We start from the raw sequence: 18,843 nt of genomic DNA on the forward strand, positions 1-18,843 counted from the left end.
GCAGGCTAACGCCAGAAACCTACAGGATGTTCGTTTAGGAAATTATCTTATCCCGGGGGTATTTGGTCAGGCGCTGACCGAAGGTATGACTATTCCTGTATTGCTACGTTACAAAGGTGGCAACCAACAAGAAAAACAAAAGGTAGCGGATGCGCTGGTGGTGCTGGAAAAAGACCGCCTGATGATAAGAGAAATTACGCTGGCGGAAGAGTCTGAAGGGGCAACGTTGGCCGAGACGACCCAGACATTGATCCGTGGTCTGAAAGATCGTTTCTTTGATCAAAATACCCATATTGCCGTTTCGTCCGATGCCGATTTGAACCTGAATATCCGTTCATTTGTACTGACGCTGGACGTGAGTGAAAAAAGCTTGGGGACCGCAATTATCCCACGAACGAGTCTTCTGGGACTCTCTTCGGTGCCGAATTTCAGTTCGGTACTAAATTACGATCTCGGTGTTTACCGCTCGCAGTTAAAAAAGGGCGAGAACACCTCGAATAACTATCTGACCCTGGATAACACCTTCGGCTTTGCGGAGCATCATTTCAATGTGAACGGCTCGTTTTACGGTATTGGGGAGTCCCAGCAGGATTCTCAGCTTTACCGCGCCATGTATGAGCGGGACATGAGCGGACGCCGTCTGGCATTTGGCTTGGTTGACACCTGGAACCTGCAATCGTTGGGGAACCTATCGGCACTTAACTCCAGCAAGGTGTACGGCGTCACCTATGGCAATAAGTCCGCTACCCAGATCCAGAATACCCAATATTCGCTAACGCCAATTACCGTATTCTTACCTAGCGCGGGTGAAGTCCATATCTACCGGCAGGGGCGTCTGTTGAACATCCAGAATTTCCCGATGGGCAGCTTTGAGGTTGATACCAGCCGTCTGCCGTATGGGATTTATGACGTTGATGTCGATGTGGTGATCGACGGCAAAACCCATTCGCGTATGCGCCAGACGATCAACAAAGCCTTCTCTGGCAATAATGGCGTGGCGCAAGAACTTAACTGGCAGCTCTATGGCGGATATGTTGATTACGACAGCCGCAATAACCGCACCAATGGCAGCACCACCAACGAAACCTATCTGGCAGGGGCGTCGGCGGCCATGTCGATCCCGGAAATTCTCAAGATCGCCTCGGTTCCGGCGATATTTGGCCTGGCAGTGCAAACCTCGACCTATACCTTCGACAAGAAGGTGGTGAATGAAACTTCGATCAACCTCAACGTGAACCAGTTCGCGAGCTTGGGCTGGCAGGGGTTGCTGTCGCAGGGCGGGCGTTACCGCAATATTTTAAGCGCCAGCCTTATGCTACCGAAAGGCTTCGGCAGCGTGTGGGCCAACCGGGAGAAGAGCCATATCGGTAAGGAGTTGCCGGTCTATGAGTCGGACAGCTATTCCTATGGCGGAACCCTTAGCCTGAGCCGGTTCTTTGAACGTGGTGGGCAGCTTACGCTTAGCCGCACGGTAGATAAGCGCGAACGCAGTACCTCTAACAATCTGGAATACTCCACGTCACTATTCTCCGGGCGTTATGGCACGGTCAATCTACGCGCCGGTATCCAGCGTTATCGCTATGATTTCCAGTCCAATAGCACCAACCAGCGCTATATCTCGTTGGACTTCTCCTTGCCACTGGCCGCCTGGTTAAGCACCGGTGTGTCTTCCAACAATGGCAACGTGCGGGCCAACCTGGCCGGCAACAAGAGCTTCGATGACTCGGCGTTTACCTCTGCCGGTTTCAACCTGGCCAAGCTGGTCAAGGATAAGCACAACGGTGACAGCGCTTATTCGGCCTCTGGCTATGCTGCCTTCGATACCAAATACAGCGCGGGCACCTTGTCGCTCTCACGGCCTGACAACAATCGCCTCAATGGCAACCTGACTGCGCGCGGTGCAGTGGCCTACAGCGATAAGAACTTCGCCGCCAGCGGTATTCAGGAGAAATCTGGGGTGTTGGTAAAAACCGGCTTCATCGACGATGCGGTGCTGTCGGCTCAGATCGATGGCCGCAGCTATCCGCTGAGCGGTAAGAATAACTTTATCCCGTTGCCGCCGTACTCGAGCTACAAGGTTGAACTGATGAACGATAAAAACTCGATGGACAGCTTTGACATCGTCAAGGGGCGCACTCGCAATGTCACGCTGTATCCGGGCAACGTCGCCGTTTATGAGCCGGAAGTGAAACAGTTAGTGACGGTGTTCGGCCGTATGACCATGGAAAATGGCCGGGCGATCGCCAATGCCGCTGTGCGTAACCACATCGGTAAAACCATTACGGATGCGACGGGCGCCTTCCAGATGGACGTTGATAAACGCTACCCGAGCGTGTCATTGACCATGCCAGATAATGGCATTTGCGAAGTCGATCTGGATTTGGCCAAGGCCAAGGGCGTGAAGTGGGTCGGCGATGTGGTGTGCAACGTGCAGACCATACTGGCACAACGATGAGCAAAGGGTGTGACATGAAACTGCGTAATATTTGCCAGTTGGTTGGGGTACTGATGCTGGCTGCCTTCTCTAGCCAGGCGGCCAACGTGAGCAACAGTTATTTCTTTATCGAAAATCAGGTGGATGGAGAGTACTTCATCACGCCACAGAGCACCGATCCCCGTTTCAGCGGGGCCAACGCGTTTACCAAATATGCGTCAGGCGACCAACGCAGTTTGGGCTATATGGGCTATACCGGGCTGATCCAGACCAATTCGTTCGCCGATATCTGGCTGGAGGATTCTCCCATCGCTCGGCCATTTATTGGTAACCGCTGTATGAATAATGGTAGCGGTTGCCCCTCGAACGGTTATCTGCCGGGCTATATTGGTGATAATGGCGTTTATCACGTGGCGGTTAACACCAGCAGCGGTGAAGCGCGTTATGGGCGTGGTATTTTCTCTGATTCGGCTTATGAGTATTTTAAAAATGTGTCGGTAGGCTCGACGGAAATTTATAAATACCGTTTCTGCTCTACCCGCACGGACTACAACCCTGCAGCAGGGCAAAGCTGCATCAGCGTAGGTGGTTCGCAGACCAGCCATGAGTTCACCATCACCAAAGCGGGTAATTTGCAGTTGGAATCTACCAACGCACTGCAGGAAATTTTTATCGACAGCAATGGCAATCCGGTGATGGGAACGGGTTCTCAGTTCTGCTCTGTGGGCTACATTGGCTCACTGAGTGGCGCGATCTGTAAGCTGGTGTCTTATCAGATGCAGGGGAGTACCCTTTCGCCGATGCGCATGAACATGAAGCTCAACACTGCTGCGCTTGGGTTTACGCCTGCGGCAAATACCATTCGCCTGAGTGCCGATGGTGCCAGTGGTTGGGTGAACTACAGCGCCACGACCAACGCGGCGAATTTGATCAAAGCCGGTAGCGGCGGTATTTATGTCTTTTTATCGCAGACCTTCCTGAAGAACCTGATCGATCGGGGTGTGGATCTGAGCCACAGCCAGGATTTCTTCACTTTCCTGTTTACCAGTACGGTGGCACCGCAGTCCGGATATTACGAATTCTCGCCTTCGAACACTATCTTGCTGATCCCGCGCGATTATGGGATTAGCATTATCTCCAAAGACCTGGTGCTTAATCCCAAGCGTGAAGGCAAAGTCGGCAGCACAGAACCGCCGATCGTGTTCGACTATATTGTGACTACCTCTGGCCCAAGGCAGGCTGATAGCATTACCGCGCAGGTTTACGGTCCGGCAGGGCAGGTCAATGGGCGCCCGTACTGCGTCTTTTCCTCTACCGACGGTAAGCTTAGGGTGCCGTTCTCGGCCTATCTGGCTTATACCGACAACGTCGGGCAAGTTGTCCGTACGCGTGCCAGCTGTGATGATGCACCTATCAGCCTGAATGCGGCTCGTTGGGTAAGAACCGCCTGGCCGGTTCCTTCACAAAACGATGGCAGCTTTTATCGCACCGAGTTGTCTCTCAGCTTCCCGATGAATGAGGGCAATTCAATGTGGACCCTGGATGGGCGGGATTGGATGGGGATTGTCAGCGCCACCGGTGAGGTAAGGGTCAGAGCGGTCTGGACCGGCCCTGATATCCAATAGGATCGAAAATGACGATAAGACTAGGGTGGTGGCTAGCGGGGCTGATGTTGGCGTTTCCGGCGCAGGCGATTTATCTCTCGTCCGGAGTATTTACTCTGGAGAGCGATCGCACCTTCTTCTCGCGCCAGTTTGTTAACAACACCAAAGAGACCAATCTGTATGTGATCGCTGCCTATCGGATTGCCAAACCGGGGGTTGATGAACAACCTCAGCCCCTAGAACAGGGCGAACTGCTCTATACCCCACTGCGCAAAATACTGGAGCCGGGAGCGTGGGAATATTTCAAGATCTTCTATCGCGGCCCGGCGGACGAGCGCGAGCGCTATTATCGCATAGTGATCCAGGAGATCCCGGCCAACTTGATGGAGATGCAGGGGGGAGACAAGACACCGCTGGTATCCCCGACCATGGCGCTAGATACCATCATGGTAATTCGCCCGCGCAAGATGCGTTTCACTTATCACTATGATCCGCTGGCCGGGGTGTTGAAAAACACCGGCAATACCTATTTCCGCGTGATGATCCATCAGGGCTGCGACGGGCAGGATGACACCGCCAAGGTGTTCAATCTGTTGCCGGGGGAAAGCTATCGTGGTGCCGATCTGCGTGGGCAGAATCGCAAGTTTATTATCGGGTTCAACAAGTATCAGCGTCTTGGGGAGCAGTGTTTCGAGCAGGGGCAGGGATAGGATCCCCACCCCAGTTCACCACCAAAGCTAGACTTCCTTGCGCCCCAGGTAGCGCTCTTTCATCAAAGAAACGCCAATCGCAATATCCAGCACTGGCGAAGGCGGCAGGTAGTTTGCCTTACCGAGTTCCTGCATCGCGCCAATCAGCGGATGGTCGATCCCTAGCGCATAGTCCGCCAATAACGTCCCGGCAATGGTTTGCTTGGACACGCCTGCGCCGTTACAGCCCCCGGCGGTATAAATGCCTTTCTTCAACTCGCCCCAAACCGGCGCGCCATTACGGGTGACGCTGATGGTGCCAGACCAGGTACTTGTCAGCGGCACATCCCTCAGCTGCGGGTATATCTTGTTGAAAATCTGCTGATGCAACAGGGTCGCTTGATAGGTCTGTGCAGCGGTGATCCGGCCGTTCAAGGCTGGCGTCACATGTTGGCGGATCAGGAAACGATGATCCTGGGTATAGCGCACCGTTGCTCCAGCGATCGCGTTGACCGGTGTCAGCCCCCAACTGTTCATGGTTGGCAGCTTTTGGCGTTGCTCTGCGGTTAATGGTGCGGTGATGCTGGCGAAAGTAGCCATTGCCGCCTGCTGGCTGGTAACCGGAGCCAGTTCCCTGGAGAGGGCGTTGGTGGCTAACATCACGTTGGCTGTTTTAATCGTGCCAAAGGGGGTAACCACCTGCGTCACGCTACCGTGCTGGATCGCCATCACCGGGGTATGGTTATACATCGTCACGTTGTCCGGCAGATTATTTGCCAGGCCGACGATCAGGCTGGCAGGATTAACCAGGATCGAGCTTGGGGTATAGATGCCCTTATTGTAAAAACGAGTACCCAATTTTCGATACAGCGCCTCCTTATCCATTATTTGATAGGGTTCGTTCATGGTATCGAGATTATCGGTATATTCTTTGAGCACCCGCTGATTAGTCGCATCAACCTGGCAGTGATATTTTCCGGCATTCTCCCATTCGCATTCGATCCCCTGTTGCTCAATTTGCTGGGTTAATTGATTGATCCCTTCTTGTAATAAAGAGCGATACGACTGGGCTTTTTTCAACTCCGCCGTAGAGCTGCCAATATTATGGGGTAATCCGATAATAAACCCTGAATTTCTAGCCGAAGAACTCTCAGCCGCGCAGGCTGAATCAACGATGAGGATCTTCAATTTAGGATCTTGATTGGCCAGCCGTCTGGCGAAGGAAATCCCGGCAAAGCCGCAGCCCACGACCACCCAGTCGGCCTCGGTATCGCCGATCAGCGTTGGGTAAACGGTCGGGCGCAGGTCAGGTTTTAACCAGCCATTTTGGTTTTGATTTAACGGCACTGATGCATATTTCAAACTCAAGGTCCTTTTCAAAATGTTTGCCACTCAAGGTCACTAAATAGGGTTATAAAACATTTAGCCAGGCTGAACCAGCAGATTCAGCCGTTGCTGATTCACCCCAATTTATTGACGGTCAGTTATTTATAAGCAACCGTTAAGCATTGAGACACCTCATTGGATTGCTGTAGTTTGCCAATGGGGTGGAGAGAGCGGCCTGGGGATCCTCTATGGCAGAAATTAAAATCACTCAGCAGATTTATTTCTGATTTTTTCCTTTATTCCCCTGCCATAGCTGTTTAGTATCGGAATTGGTGAGAATGCCCCATTTCTTGAGGTTTTCTTCTGAAAATCGGTCATTTCCGCCCAGTAAGGTAGAGTTGTTAACTGAATTATTATTGTAACTTAGTGGATTTGACTATCCTAAACGGACTTCTAAAAAATATAAGAACGGAAATATTCTATGTCACAGATGTTAGCGCTTTTGATTGTAATGGTGATTTTATACCTGGGAGATGCGGTATCCGTGCGTACTAAAGCCTGGATCCCTTCTGTATTTGTCTGCGCGGTGTTGTTCCTGTTCGGCTACTGGACGTTTTTTCCGAAGGATATCGTCAGCCTGGCCGGTATCACACCGGCGGTAGCGGTGATGCTGATGTATCTGCTGATCACTAACATGGGGACGCTGCTCTCGGTACCTGAGCTGATGCGGCAATGGAAAACCATTGTGATCTCGCTGTCGGGGATTGCTGGCATTATCGCCGCCGTGTTTGCGACCTGCATGCTGATGTTTGATATGAACACCGCCATCGTGACCATTCCCCCATTGGTTGGTGGCATCGTTTCGGCGTTGATCATGTCTAAGGGGGCTGCCAGCGCGGGCCTGGTTGATCTCTCGGTATTCGCTATCCTGATCTACGTAATGCAGGGGTTTGCCGGTTATCCGTTAACCGCCATCATGCTGCAGCGGGAAGGCAAACGCGTGCTGCAAAAATATCGCAATGGCGAATGGCACGAATCTGCCGCACTACTGCCAGCCGATAAAATGCCAACCACGGTCAGCGCGGAAGAAAAAATGCCGCGTATGTTTGGCCTGATCCCGGCTCATTACAATACCAGCTACTTCAAGTTTCTGCGTCTGGCGCTGGTAGGCTACCTGGCTTATCTGGTATCAGACCTGCTGGCCCCGGTGGTCACCATCAGCCCGTTCGTGCTGTGTTTGCTGTTTGGCGTAGTGGCCGCCACGATCGGTTTCCTGGAAAAACAACCGTTGCAGAAGGCCAACGGCTTCGGGTTTGCGGTGATGGGGCTGATGCTGTTTATCTTTGACACCCTGAACAGAGCAACCCCGGAAATGTTGCTGCGGCTGGTATTCCCGATGCTGGTGCTGATCGCCGTGGCGGTGGTGGGCATGTTTGTCGTCTCGTGGATCGTGGGTAAATTCCTTGGCGTCAGCATGGAGATGGCCTTCGCGATCTCCCTGACGGCGATGTATGGCTTCCCGGCGGATTACATCATCACCAACGAAGCGATAACGGCGCTGACCAAAGACGAAAAAGAGCGTGAGATCCTGACGCACCACATGTTGGCACCGATGCTGGTCGGCGGATTTATTTCCGTGACGATGGTTTCCGTGGTGCTGGCAGGCGTTATGGTCGGTTACATCACCCCAATCGCAGGATAAGTCATGAGCTATGCAAATCAGCTGCGTATTCAGCAGCATCTGGAACAACTGGCCGAGTTTACGGCTACGCCGGGCGAAGGCACGACGCGTATGAGTTACAGCCCACAAGGCCAACAGGCGCGGGCTTATATCAAGGCGCAGATGGAGGCAGCGGGCCTCAGCGTATGTGAGGACGCCATCGGCAATATCTTTGGTAAGAGCCAGGCGCAGGACCCGGCATTGCCGAGCGTGATGATCGGCTCCCACTTTGATTCTGTGCCCAACGGTGGCGCTTTCGACGGCCCTGCCGGAGTGGTGATGGGGTTGGAAGTGGCCAAGCTGTTCCAAGAACATCGGTTATTGCCGCGTTACCCGCTAGAAGTGGTGGCGCTGGTGGAAGAGGAAGGGGCCAGCTTTGGCCGTGGCCTGCTGGCTTCCTGTGCGATTGCAGGTAAGGTGGATGCTGAAGAGCTGCATCGTCTGCGCGATAGCCAGGGGCAATCGGCGGCACAGTGCATGGCGCAAGTCGGTTTTGATGCGGATCGGGTGGCCAGCGTGGTGCGGGAGCCGCAAACCCTCAAGGCGTTTATCGAACTGCATATTGAGCAAGGGCCGGTGCTGGAACAGGAAGGGTTAGACGTTGGTCTGGTAGACGTGATCGTCGGTATCACTCAGTTGGTTGTCACCATCACCGGTAAGGCCGGGCATGCGGGCACCACACCGATGGATCGCCGCCATGATGCGCTAGTGGCTGCCAGCCAGGTGATCTCTCGCGTTGGCGATTTTGCCCGCGAGGCCGGTGATGAAACGGTCGCCACCACGGGGAAAATTCAGGTGTTCCCTAACGGGGCGAACGTGATACCGAGCAAGGTGATTTTCACCGTCGATATCCGTTCCAAGCGGTTGGATAAGCTGCAACAGGTGGTTGAGCAAACCAAAGCCTGTATCCAACAGCAGGCCGGGGCGGGGATCGCCTGCCAGATTGAACAACCGTTGCTGGTAGAGCCGACGCGTCTGCACAGCGGTATCCACAGCCAGCTGCAAAAACACAGTGAAGCGCTGGGCCTGAGCCACCGGACTATGGTCAGCGGAGCCGGACATGATGCGATGATTTTTGCCGGTATCACCGACGTGGGGCTGGTGTTTGTTCCCAGCAAGGACGGCCTGAGCCACCACCCCGACGAGTGGACCGACTATGAGCAAATTCAGAAAGGCATCGACGTTATTTTTCAAACGGTAAAAGAGATCACAGAGGCAAGCAGTTATGACTAATCAAGCTATCGCGCAATCCATTAAAGCCCACGTGGAGGCGATGATTGCGTTCCGTCGCGATCTGCATGCTCATCCGGAACTGCCTTGGGAAGAGGTGCGTACCACCCAGAAGGTGGCGCAAGCGCTGGAGGAGATTGGTATTCCTTATCGTCTGACGACGCCAACGGGCGTGATTGCCGAGATTACGGGTGGGCAGCCTGGCAAGACCGTGGCCTTACGCGCCGATATGGATGCGTTGCCGGTGCAGGAACTCAACGACTCATTAAGTTATAAATCGCAAACCGACGGCAAGATGCACGCCTGTGGGCACGATGCCCACACCGCCATGCTGCTGACGGCGGCGAAAGCGTTGTATGAAAACCGTGAAAGCCTGCGTGGCAACGTGCGGCTTATTTTCCAACCTGCCGAAGAAATTGCCCAGGGCGCGCGTGAAATGGTGAAGCAGGGCGCGATCGAAGGCGTAGATAACGCGTTTGGCATGCATATCTGGACCACCAGCCCATCGGGCAAGGTGTCTTGTAATGTTGGCTCTACTTTTGCTTCTGCGGATTTGCTGAAGGTGAAGTTCAAAGGGCGCGGCGGCCACGGCTCAATGCCAGAAGCCTGTGTGGATGCAGCGGTCGTTGCTTCGGCCTTCGTGATGAACGTGCAGGCGATCGTTTCCCGTGAAACTTCGCCGTTAGAGTCGGCAGTCGTGACCATCGGCAAAATGGAAGTCGGCACCCGGTTTAACGTGATTGCTGAAAATGCGGTGTTGGACGGCACGGTGCGCTGCTTTAACGTCGAGGCTCGTGAGCGTATCAAGGCGGCGATTGAACGTTACGCAGAGCATACCGCGGCCATTTATGGCGCGACCGCACAGGTGGAATACACTTACGGCACCTTGCCGGTGATCAACGAGGAACGCAGCGCGTTGCTGGCACAATCGGTAGTGCGCTCGGCCTTCGGCGACGAGGTGTTGTTTGCCGAGAAACCGACGACTGGCGGTGAGGATTTCAGCTTCTTTATTGAAAATATCCCCGGCTGCTTTGCCCTGTTGGGCTGCGGCAACCCGGAGAAAGGCACCGACTGGGCGCACCATCACGGCTGCTTCAATATCGACGAAGACGTGATGGCGACCGGCGCGGAGCTGTATGCGCAGTATGCATGGAGCTACTTGCAGCAGGATGCGTTTTAAGCCTGGGCAAAATTGCGTGCGGTGAGATCCCCCTCACCGCATTTATCAGTCAGTCCTCCGGCCCGCTCATCTCGCCGATAAAGTCCATTCTGTCACTGAGCCAGGTGTTCACTATCGCATCGGCAGCTTTGGCCGCATCGCTAGCCGAGAAATGTTTCTCGGTTTGCAACCAGCCCATGGTCGCCAGACGCGCCGGTTCAATGGCGACAAGCAGTTGCTCGCGTTGTGCTTGCGGCCAAACCTTATCGTCAGACCAACTGCGGATTAGCTGTGCAGGATCGCCCGTGGCTGGCGTATTCTGGCTTGGCTTGAGGAAATCCTCGGGGGAGACGGTGGCGCGCAGGCGGAACATGGCCCAATCGGCATAGCTGGCAAAGCGGATGGTACCGGAATTCTCACTGGCCTTGCCAATCATCGGTTCTATTGCCTTGGTAAGTTGCTGCCAGGCCGGTCGTTCAAACAGATCGCCCTGCGGCGAGCAAATGGGAGCCTGTGAATCACGAGATGATCCATATAACGCCCCAAAGGCTTCATAAGCCGCTGCGCCCTGCTGCTTGAAGATAAAACAGTGCGCATAGGGGCGGCCATCGGCGTTTTCGTAGCCGGCTCGCTCAATGGTCATGCGTAAGAGCGTTAAAACAGCGACATCATGGCCGGTCTTGGGATCGTTCTCGATATCACGTAACACGGATTGGGAGAATGTGTCGTCGTTCATCGCCTTGATCACGCTTTGATGCCTGGTTTGTACCTCGGCATCCGTGACCTTGCTGGTGGGCGCAAACTGATGCAGGTAAATCAGCCAGGCGGAGGCCAGCGGGCCGCGATAAAGCTGCAACTGCTGTGCCGCCGTAACCGGGTCTGCCGGAATGCTGGCGATGATGTTATCTAGCGCCGAGGCGGCCTGCTTGGCAGTGTTCTGCAACTGGGCGGCGCGTTGGCTAAATAAATCGCTCAGGCAACTTTCCTGACCGTTGCAGGCATCCCGTTGCTTCAACCAGTTACGCTGCTCGGTGCGTAACGCGTCGGCCTGATCCCCTGGCAGGCTTGCCATTGCTAACCGGTAATTTTCGGTCAGTTGGCTGTCGAGACTGCTAAGGTCTGGGCTATTGCAGATGCTATGTTCGATATCACTGGTGGCTTTCTCACAATCGAAAGAAGCGGCTTGCACCGCCGTGTTGGCCCCGAACGCCAGGCATAGGCAGAGCAATAAGCGCGATAAAGCATGGCTGGCCAATGTTGTATCACGGAGAGAGTTAGCGCGTTGAAGCCTGACTGTCATGCTGAATTCCTTTTGGTTGTCTATTGGTTCGCCCAGTCACTATTTTTAGCTTATCGCCTATGTTTTCTAACACCTATGGAGTTGTTCTAGGCCAAAGCAGAGATGTATGAACCAAAGCGACTATCCAAACTGTATTTGACTGAATTTCGTACACTAAGCGATAATTTTGATGTGGAAAAACTTCACGTGTTCCAACAACTTCCCCTTCATGCCCCATGAAAGGAAATGCTGCGAGGCGTTCGGCTGTGGCTTCAAACAGTTCGTCCATCTTGATGGCTGCATCGGGATTTTTTTCGACAAGGTAATCCCATATCTGTTCGCTGTCATCAAGCGCCTGTTTCGTCCAATGAACTCTCACTAGTTACCCTTAACTTTTGCCCTTCGCGCTGCAAAAATAGCCTTGGCATCTTCATGTTCAACACTCTCCCCGTTCGCTATAGATTGACGGGCTGCATTGACTTTTTCTTCCAAAAAATGGCGATACTCATGGCGTTCAATATATTGTCGCATAAGCTCACGAACAACTTGTGATGCTGGGCGATGCTCCGCCTCGGCGGCAGCCATAAAAGTATCGCGTAGTTCGGCTTCAAGCTTCATGGTAAAAACGGCCTGTTTACTCATAGATAAATCCTCATCAAGGTACTAACTAAGTATATACCTTTTTATTGCCTTGAAGAAAATGACAGGGCGCTTTCATTGGGGAGACAATACCGCAATAGATCCGCGCAAAAAACAGACTGGATGGATTTACAAGAAGTTGTTCCATTGGTTGGAATTGTGATCGCAAAATGCGGCAGAGACTTGCAGATTATGAGGGCTAGCGTAAAGTCTTTGCTCTATCCTTACTCGATTTTATTACTTATCTACAATAGATTGGCAGTGGTTTCATTGTATCTATGTAATAGCTCTATGGAAGCAAGGCGACTTGGCGGCTTTAACAACCAACATCGCCCCCAACGTTCAACCCAGCGCAGCAAACCCCGCGCGGATTTCGTCTTCCGGTAAATCGATGCCGATAAACACCATCGTGCTTTTGCACTCTTCTTCCGGTAACCATTCGCGGTCCCAGTCGGCGTTATACAGACGCTGTACGCCCTGGAACAACAGGCGGCGCGGTTCGTCTTTAATCGACAAAATTCCTTTGTAGCGCAGCAGGTTATCGGCGAACTTCAATAATAAGCCTTCCATCACTTCGGAAATCTGCATCAGCTCCAGCGGCTGGTCGTGATACACCACGATTGACTGGATATTATTTTGCGCTTGCGGAATGCGGCGGAAAACGGGGGGTGCCAGGTTGAGCTTATCGTTAAGCACAAAGCCTTCGATATCAAACAGCACGCCGAGATCGACATCACCGTGCGTCACCTTATAGACCGGCGCGCGGGCGTTCATCAGCTGTAAACGTTGGATCAGCGCTTCGTTATCCGGTACCACATCGGTTTTGGTCAGCAGAATACGGTCGGCATAGCCCACCTGGGCCTGCGAGATAGTGAACTGGTTCAACTGTTGATCGGCATGTACCGCATCCACCAGCGTGATAATGCCGTCCAGCAGGAAGCGTTGGCCGATGACGTCGTGCGAGAAGAAGGTCTGGGTGATCGGGCCGGGATCGGCCATGCCGGTGCATTCAATAATCAGCCGGTCGAATTCCAGTTGTCCCTGATCGACGCCGTCCAACAGATCCAGCAGCGCGTCTGCCAACTCGTTGGATTTACTGCAACAGATACAACCGTTGCTGAGGGTAGTGATGCGGCTGGCGCGGTCGCCAATCAGTGCGTTATCGATCGGCACCTCACCGAATTCGTTCTCGATGACGGCAATCTTGTAACCGTGGTTTTCATTTAGAATGTGGCGCAGCAGGGTGGTTTTGCCCGCGCCCAAAAAGCCCGTCAGGATGGTGACTGCAATGGGTTTCATGCCTGGTCCTTGTACTTACTTAACTAGCAACAGCGCATACCGCCTTTGCCATCGCCACCGTAGCGGGCATCCTGGCGTTCGCGGAAAAATTCTTTATAGGTCATCACCGGCTTGTCCGGATGGTTGTCTTTCATATGCTGGACGTAGGTATCGTAGTCAGGCACGCCCACTAACATGCGTGCTGCCTGCCCGAGATATTTACCCGCCTGGCCGAGGTTTCCGAACATGGGTTTACTCCAAAGAAAAATACCCTACATAACGTATTATCATTATGCAGGGTATCCATCAAATCACCATCAGTGGTGCGACGAAACTTTGACGCCACCCTCAGGAACCGGCACGTATGGCGTTTCCTGATCGGTACGTTTCGGGTTTTTGTGCGCCGCCATGGCGGTTTTAATACCGAAGAAGATGATGCTGTACACCACCAACAGGAACAGGATGCTCAAACCGGCGTTGGTGTAGTTGTTCACCACGATATGGTTCATGTTGGCAACCTGCTGTGCGGTCAGTTCAGCACCGCCTTCGGCTATTTTGTCTCTGTACAGGCTGGCCTGGTAGAAGAAACCTTCCAACTGCGGATTGTCGCTGAACAGCTTCAGGCAAATCGCGTAGGTGGTACAGATCAGCAGCCAAACGGCTGGGATCACGGTTACCCAGATGTACTTGGTGCGCTTCATCTTGATCAATACCACGGTGGCCAGGACCAGCGCTACGGCAGCCAACATCTGGTTGGAGATACCGAACAGCGGCCACAGGCTCTTGACGCCGCCTAATGGATCGACCACGCCTTGATACAGCAGGTAACCCCACAGGCCAACGCAGCCCGCGGTACCGGCAATACCGGCCACCAGCGAATCGGTTTTCTTCAGGAATGGCACGAAGTTACCCAACAGGTCTTGCAGCATAAAGCGACCAGAACGGGTACCCGCATCCAGAGCGGTCAGGATGAACAGCGCTTCGAACAGAATACCGAAGTGATACCAGAAGCCCATGTCCGCGCCAGGGATGACCTGGTGGAACACATGAGCGATACCGACTGCCAGAGTTGGCGCGCCACCGGCACGGTTCAGTACCGAAGGTTCGCCGATGTCTTTGGCCGTTTGCAGGATCTGCTCTGGGGTAATCACAAAGCCCCAGGAGCTGACGGTTGCGGCAGCATGCGCGGAAACATCACGCAGTGAGGCCATGATCATCGGCGCATCTTCGGTACCCAGACGGTGCAGGTCTGGCATGGTGATGCCCAGAGCCGCCGGTGGGGTGTTCATGGCGAAATACAGGCCAGGCTCGATGATAGAAGCCGCAACCAGCGCCATGATGGCAACGAAGGATTCCATCAGCATGGCACCATAACCGATAAAGCGAGAGTCCATTTCATTGGCCAGCAGTTTCGGTGTGGTACCTGAAGCGATCAGCGCGTGGAAGCCAGAAACGGCACCACAGGCAATGGTAATAAACAGGAACGGGAACAGGGTGCCTTTCCAGACCGGACCGGTACCGTCAACAAACTGCGTAACCGCAGGCATTTTCAGCTCTGGGTTGAGGATCACGATACCGATCGCCAGCCCGACGATCACGCCGATTTTCAGGAAGGTAGCCAGATAGTCACGCGGAGCCAGGATCAGCCATACCGGCAGCAGGGCAGAAACGAAGGCATAACCAATCAGCGTATAGGTGATGGTGGTGTCTTTAAAGGTCAGCGCCGGGCCCCAGTATGGGTCGTGGGCAATCACTCCGCCGAACCAGATGGAGGCGATCAACAGCACGATACCGATGATCGATACTTCACCCACCTTGCCAGGACGCAGGAAGCGCATATACACGCCCATAAACAGTGCGATTGGCACGGTGGAGCAGACGGTGAACACGCCCCATGGGCTTTCGGCCAAGGCTTTCACCACGATCAACGCCAGCACCGCCAGGATGATGATCATGATCAGGAAGCAGCCAAACAGCGCAATGGTGCCAGGGATTGGACCCATTTCCTTTTTGATGATCTCGCCCAATGAGGCGCCGTTACGGCGTGAGGAGATAAACAGCACCATAAAGTCCTGTACCGCCCCTGCCAACACCACGCCGCCTAGCAGCCACAGCGTACCGGGCAGATAACCGACCTGTGCCGCCAGCACTGGGCCAACCAGCGGGCCCGCACCGGCGATCGCCGCAAAGTGGTGGCCGAACAGCACGTTTTTATTAGTCGGGACGTAATTAAGACCGTCATTGTTCACCACCGCCGGTGTGGCGCGGGTGGGATCCAACTGCATCACCTTGGTGGCGATGTAGAGGCTGTAGTAACGATAAGCCACCAGGTAGACCGCTACCGAAGCAACGATGATCCACAGTGCACTAATGCTTTCACCACGGCGCAATGCGATGACACCCAGGCAGGAAGCCCCGAGTATCCCCAGCAGCATCCATGGGAGGTGTTTTAAAATCCCCTCGCGTTTCATGAGGTATCCTTATCCTATCTGCAAAAATTGAGTGATAAATCCGATTCTTAGATGTCGGACATTTAGCTGTAGCGTCTTCCCCTGGTTAGGGTCAGGTTTAGGAACAGCTCATCATTGCCAGGCTGGATAGGGAAAGACATCTGAATTTCAGCCAGCGGTTTTATACGCTGGCGAACGGTTGGAATGGCGGGGTGAGTGGTTTAGGCCGAAGTGTGAGTGGCGAAGGCGATCAGGTTTTGCTCCGTTTTGGCATTCGCCAACTGCTGCCCCATCCAAGGGCTGAAAGCCCAGGGGGTTGCCGTTACCGCAGAGATCAAAGCGGGTAAATCTACCCAGTGGAAGTCCATCACTTCATCTGCTCTGGCTGCAACGGCACCCGTAGCCAATGCCGCGTAAACCGGGCAGATTTCGTTTTCCATAATGCCGGAGGCGTCTGTCTCGCAGTAGCGGAAATCGGGGTCTACGGCGGTGATCTGTTCCACGCTCAGGCCCACTTCATACAAACAACGTTGCTCGATGGCGTGTTCGGTGCTCTCCTGCCACTGTGGATGGCCACAGACCGAGTTGGTCCAAACGCCGGGCCAGGCTTTTTTGCTCAGCGCTCGGCGGGTGATCAGCAACTCGCCCTGCGGGTTGAAGATCCAGGAAGAGAAAGCCAGATGCAGGGGCGTTTGTTGCTGGTGGGCCGCATATTTTTCCATCACGCCGGTGGGTTGACCTTGTTCATCAAGTAAAACGACATGCTGCTGGGTCATTGAAGATTCCAATTTAATCGCGATGTACGACTGCTACTATAGGCAAAACTGGGCGACTATCAAATATTGGGATAATCTCTCTGTTTCGATGAGGGTTAATGGAACATTCAGGAGTGAACGTGAGAAAACGGAATTTCGGTATCCTTTCGGCCCTGGTGCTGGCGGTAAGTAGCGCCATGGCATTTGCGGCCCCGGTTACGCTTTATAGCCCCTATGACCCAACGCTCGCACAGGATGCGTTTGCAATGCAGCAAACGGAGCTGGTGCTGATCCAGCCTGAGCTTAAAACGTTTGCCGATGAAAACTCGGAACAGGCGATGGATTACTCTACCGCCATGGACGACTGGTCTTATTATGCCAGCGAGATCACCCAAAGTTTTGAAGCGCTACATGTGAAGGTGGTGAGCACCGACAAACGCTATCTGATCTTTACGTTGGGTAAAGACCAACGGATGATCTTCGATAGCCAAAAACCACAGCCGGACTCGGAAGATGAGGGCGGTTGGGGAGCTTTCCTCTATCGCAAAGGGCAACCGCCTATTGCGGTTGATATCACCTTCAATGATATGGCGGTGGCAAAGGCGTATCTGGGGCTAAAATAGTTAAACCGGCGCTGCATACGGTGCCCATTCAGCCTCTATTTTCGGACCTCGTCCCAATTCAGACCAAAGCGCGCCAGGTACTTACGCAACCGGTCGGCATCGTTGGGCTGCTTTTTCTGCTGGCGCGAGACGGCAAACAACTGTCTACCCGCTTCGGAAAGTGACGGGGAGGTTCGGCACACTTTAAGCACTGTCTCCAACTGGCTTTGCTCAAACAAATCGATATTGGCCAGCTCGACGGGGTGTTGCTCAGTGGTATTCCCCTGCCAATGGGATTTCAACCGGTCTATCTCTTCATCGACCAGCGGCAGATTGATGCGTCCTTGCTCCGCCAACGTGGCCATGCGGGCGATGGAAGATCCCAGTTCGCGGAAGTTTCCGCGCCAAGCTGCCTGCGGGGAACGGGCAAAAGCCAGGTAACGCTGTCTGGCGTCTTTATCGAAACGGACCTGCGTCTGGTTGCTGCGGGCAAAGCGCTGTAACTCGTAATCGATGTTCGGCTCGATATCTTCGCGGCGCTCAGCCAGGCCCGGCAGTGGGAAGGTCCACATATTGATACGGGCATATAAATCCTCACGGAAACGGCCTTGGGCTATCCAGTCGCGCATATCGCGGTGGGTACCGGCAATCAGTTGAAAGTCGCTGCTGGCTTCTTTATCGGCACCAAACGGGAAGAAGGTTTTTTCCTCGATGGCTTTCAATAACATCGCCTGTTCGTCTAATCCCAACTCGGCGATCTCATCAAGGAACAGCACACCTCCGTCGGCTTCTCGCAGTAGGCCCGCCCGCGCCTGCAATGCTCCGGTGAATGCCCCTTTCACATGACCAAACAGGGTCGACATGGCGTTATCGCCGCGCAGGGTGGCACAGTTCACCGCGACAAAACGGCCTTTCACCAGATGGCGCGAGTGCCGCAGTTGGTAGATACGCTCGGCCAAAAAGGACTTGCCGGCTCCGGTGGGGCCAGTGAGCAGCATGGGGGCATTGGAACGCAGGGCCACGCGTTCAATCTGGTCGATCAGCGTGTTAAAGATGGCGTTGCGCGTTTCAATACCGGCTTTGAGGAACGACACCGAACGCTGTTGTTCATGCAGGAAACGGCTGGTGAGCGCGGTATAGCGGCTGAGATCCAGATCGATTACCGAGTAGATCCCTTGCGGGGACGGGCGATCGGCTTTTTCACCGGGAGCGGTTTGCAGCAGTTGAGCAGGCAGGTAGCGTGCCTCGGTCAGCAGGAACCAGCAGATCTGAACCACGTGGGTGCCGGTAGTGATGTGCACCAGATAGTCTTCGTTCTCGGTATCAAACGGATAGCGGCTGGCGAAATCCAGAAAGGCGCTGTACACCTCTTCCAAATCCCAGGGATCTTTGAGTGCTACTTCCTGTAATACCACCTGAGTGGCTGGCGAAACTGCCACGATATCTTCCGCCACCTGCTGCGCCATACCTTTATCGCGTGGCTGATGTAGCAGCTCCAGGCGATCGATCGGCAAGTCTGGCTGCTGGCACAGCCCCACCGTTGGCCGCCACTTGTTCCAGCGGTTTTCCCGTTTGCCACGTTTATCCAGCGTGGTGCCCAGCACGCCGATCACAACTCTGCGCTTCATATTATCCCTTGCGATAAATTACTATCCTGCAAGATAAAATAACGACTTGT

16 protein-coding genes are annotated in these 18,843 nt (G+C 53.9%); 7 read left to right on the forward strand and 9 right to left on the reverse strand.

What is annotated here, in order from left to right; translation table 11 throughout:
* Positions 1–85 precede the first annotated feature (85 nt).
* From KGP16_RS03250 to KGP16_RS03260, 3 genes are read left to right on the forward strand one after another with little or no spacing between them, the layout of a single operon-like run.
* Complete coding sequence (locus tag KGP16_RS03250) at positions 86–2,455, forward strand: CS1-pili formation C-terminal domain-containing protein (protein ID WP_371822663.1); 2,370 nt, start codon at positions 86–88, stop codon at positions 2,453–2,455.
* 14 nt (positions 2,456–2,469) lie between these two features.
* Entirely contained in the window at positions 2,470–4,059 is a 1,590-nt protein-coding gene (locus KGP16_RS03255) for a fimbrial protein (RefSeq protein ID WP_223500829.1), read from the forward strand.
* 8 nt (positions 4,060–4,067) lie between these two features.
* Positions 4,068–4,748 carry a hypothetical protein gene (locus tag KGP16_RS03260; RefSeq protein ID WP_021807866.1) on the forward strand — a complete coding sequence of 227 codons (681 nt, stop codon included), beginning with the start codon at positions 4,068–4,070 and terminating at the stop codon, positions 4,746–4,748.
* A 27-nt stretch (positions 4,749–4,775) separates the two neighbouring features.
* On the opposite strand, the gene KGP16_RS03265 is transcribed toward KGP16_RS03260, so the two are convergent.
* Positions 4,776–6,089 carry an FAD-binding oxidoreductase gene (locus KGP16_RS03265; RefSeq protein ID WP_059199609.1) on the reverse strand — a complete coding sequence of 438 codons (1,314 nt, stop codon included), beginning with the start codon at positions 6,087–6,089 and terminating at the stop codon, positions 4,776–4,778.
* 445 nt (positions 6,090–6,534) lie between these two features.
* On the opposite strand from KGP16_RS03265, the gene KGP16_RS03270 reads away from it, so the two are divergent.
* From KGP16_RS03270 to KGP16_RS03280, 3 genes are read left to right on the forward strand one after another with little or no spacing between them, the layout of a single operon-like run.
* Positions 6,535–7,755 (forward strand): hypothetical protein, encoded by a 1,221-nt coding sequence (locus KGP16_RS03270; protein WP_021807869.1) that lies wholly within the window; start codon positions 6,535–6,537, stop codon positions 7,753–7,755.
* Between the two features lie 3 nt (positions 7,756–7,758).
* Entirely contained in the window at positions 7,759–9,006 is a 1,248-nt protein-coding gene (locus tag KGP16_RS03275) for a Zn-dependent hydrolase (RefSeq protein ID WP_179252859.1), read from the forward strand.
* On the forward strand, positions 8,999–10,183 hold the full coding sequence (locus KGP16_RS03280; protein ID WP_021807871.1) for a M20 family metallopeptidase: 1,185 nt from the start codon (positions 8,999–9,001) through the stop codon (positions 10,181–10,183). The genes KGP16_RS03275 and KGP16_RS03280 overlap by 8 nt, the downstream gene beginning before the upstream one ends.
* A gap of 49 nt (positions 10,184–10,232) precedes the next feature.
* On the opposite strand, the gene KGP16_RS03285 is transcribed toward KGP16_RS03280, so the two are convergent.
* From KGP16_RS03285 to idi, 7 genes are all read right to left on the reverse strand, one after another.
* Positions 10,233–11,462, reverse strand: a complete 1,230-nt coding sequence (locus tag KGP16_RS03285; protein WP_209554782.1) for a lysozyme inhibitor LprI family protein — start codon at positions 11,460–11,462, stop codon at positions 10,233–10,235.
* A gap of 73 nt (positions 11,463–11,535) precedes the next feature.
* A complete protein-coding gene (locus KGP16_RS03290) occupies positions 11,536–11,820 on the reverse strand; it encodes a type II toxin-antitoxin system mRNA interferase toxin, RelE/StbE family (RefSeq protein ID WP_071784895.1) in 285 nt (94 codons plus the stop codon).
* The gene (locus tag KGP16_RS03295; protein WP_021179157.1) at positions 11,820–12,083 is read right to left on the reverse strand and encodes a CopG family ribbon-helix-helix protein; all 264 of its coding nucleotides are present in this window, start codon (positions 12,081–12,083) and stop codon (positions 11,820–11,822) included. Before KGP16_RS03295 ends, KGP16_RS03290 begins: the two co-directional genes overlap by 1 nt.
* A gap of 339 nt (positions 12,084–12,422) precedes the next feature.
* Positions 12,423–13,379, reverse strand: coding sequence for a GTPase (yjiA, locus tag KGP16_RS03300; RefSeq protein WP_223498850.1), 957 nt, complete (start codon positions 13,377–13,379; stop codon positions 12,423–12,425).
* A 23-nt stretch (positions 13,380–13,402) separates the two neighbouring features.
* The gene (locus KGP16_RS03305; protein ID WP_021179159.1) at positions 13,403–13,606 is read right to left on the reverse strand and encodes a YbdD/YjiX family protein; all 204 of its coding nucleotides are present in this window, start codon (positions 13,604–13,606) and stop codon (positions 13,403–13,405) included.
* 69 nt (positions 13,607–13,675) lie between these two features.
* Positions 13,676–15,829 (reverse strand): carbon starvation CstA family protein, encoded by a 2,154-nt coding sequence (locus KGP16_RS03310; protein WP_094982198.1) that lies wholly within the window; start codon positions 15,827–15,829, stop codon positions 13,676–13,678.
* Between the two features lie 200 nt (positions 15,830–16,029).
* A complete protein-coding gene (idi, locus tag KGP16_RS03315; protein WP_094982197.1) occupies positions 16,030–16,584 on the reverse strand; it encodes an isopentenyl-diphosphate Delta-isomerase in 555 nt (184 codons plus the stop codon).
* Between the two features lie 119 nt (positions 16,585–16,703).
* On the opposite strand from idi, the gene KGP16_RS03320 reads away from it, so the two are divergent.
* Positions 16,704–17,186 (forward strand): hypothetical protein, encoded by a 483-nt coding sequence (locus KGP16_RS03320; protein WP_037376596.1) that lies wholly within the window; start codon positions 16,704–16,706, stop codon positions 17,184–17,186.
* Between the two features lie 35 nt (positions 17,187–17,221).
* Here the strand turns inward: KGP16_RS03320 and rtcR are convergent, their stop codons facing one another.
* Entirely contained in the window at positions 17,222–18,793 is a 1,572-nt protein-coding gene (rtcR, locus tag KGP16_RS03325) for an RNA repair transcriptional activator RtcR (RefSeq protein WP_223500830.1), read from the reverse strand.
* Between the last annotated feature and the right edge of the window lie 50 nt (positions 18,794–18,843).

The sequence above is a fragment of the Serratia sp. JSRIV006 genome, from assembly GCF_019968685.1.
GTDB classification, from domain to species: domain Bacteria; phylum Pseudomonadota; class Gammaproteobacteria; order Enterobacterales; family Enterobacteriaceae; genus Chania; species Chania fonticola_B.

Bases quoted from the DNA above. Each gene is read 5' to 3' on its own strand.
- KGP16_RS03255 (WP_223500829.1), top strand. From the start codon at position 2,470: ATGAAACTGCGTAATATTTGCCAGTTGGTTGGGGTACTGATGCTGGCT.
- KGP16_RS03305 (WP_021179159.1), bottom strand. From the start codon at position 13,606: ATGTTCGGAAACCTCGGCCAGGCGGGTAAATATCTCGGGCAGGCAGCA.
- KGP16_RS03310 (WP_094982198.1), bottom strand. From the start codon at position 15,829: ATGAAACGCGAGGGGATTTTAAAACACCTCCCATGGATGCTGCTGGGG.
- KGP16_RS03250 (WP_371822663.1), top strand. From the start codon at position 86: ATGACTATTCCTGTATTGCTACGTTACAAAGGTGGCAACCAACAAGAA.
- KGP16_RS03285 (WP_209554782.1), bottom strand. From the start codon at position 11,462: ATGACAGTCAGGCTTCAACGCGCTAACTCTCTCCGTGATACAACATTG.
- KGP16_RS03295 (WP_021179157.1), bottom strand. From the start codon at position 12,083: ATGAGTAAACAGGCCGTTTTTACCATGAAGCTTGAAGCCGAACTACGC.
- KGP16_RS03280 (WP_021807871.1), top strand. From the start codon at position 8,999: ATGACTAATCAAGCTATCGCGCAATCCATTAAAGCCCACGTGGAGGCG.
- KGP16_RS03260 (WP_021807866.1), top strand. From the start codon at position 4,068: ATGACGATAAGACTAGGGTGGTGGCTAGCGGGGCTGATGTTGGCGTTT.
- KGP16_RS03275 (WP_179252859.1), top strand. From the start codon at position 7,759: ATGAGCTATGCAAATCAGCTGCGTATTCAGCAGCATCTGGAACAACTG.
- rtcR (WP_223500830.1), bottom strand. From the start codon at position 18,793: ATGAAGCGCAGAGTTGTGATCGGCGTGCTGGGCACCACGCTGGATAAA.
- idi (WP_094982197.1), bottom strand. From the start codon at position 16,584: ATGACCCAGCAGCATGTCGTTTTACTTGATGAACAAGGTCAACCCACC.
- KGP16_RS03270 (WP_021807869.1), top strand. From the start codon at position 6,535: ATGTCACAGATGTTAGCGCTTTTGATTGTAATGGTGATTTTATACCTG.
- yjiA (WP_223498850.1), bottom strand. From the start codon at position 13,379: ATGAAACCCATTGCAGTCACCATCCTGACGGGCTTTTTGGGCGCGGGC.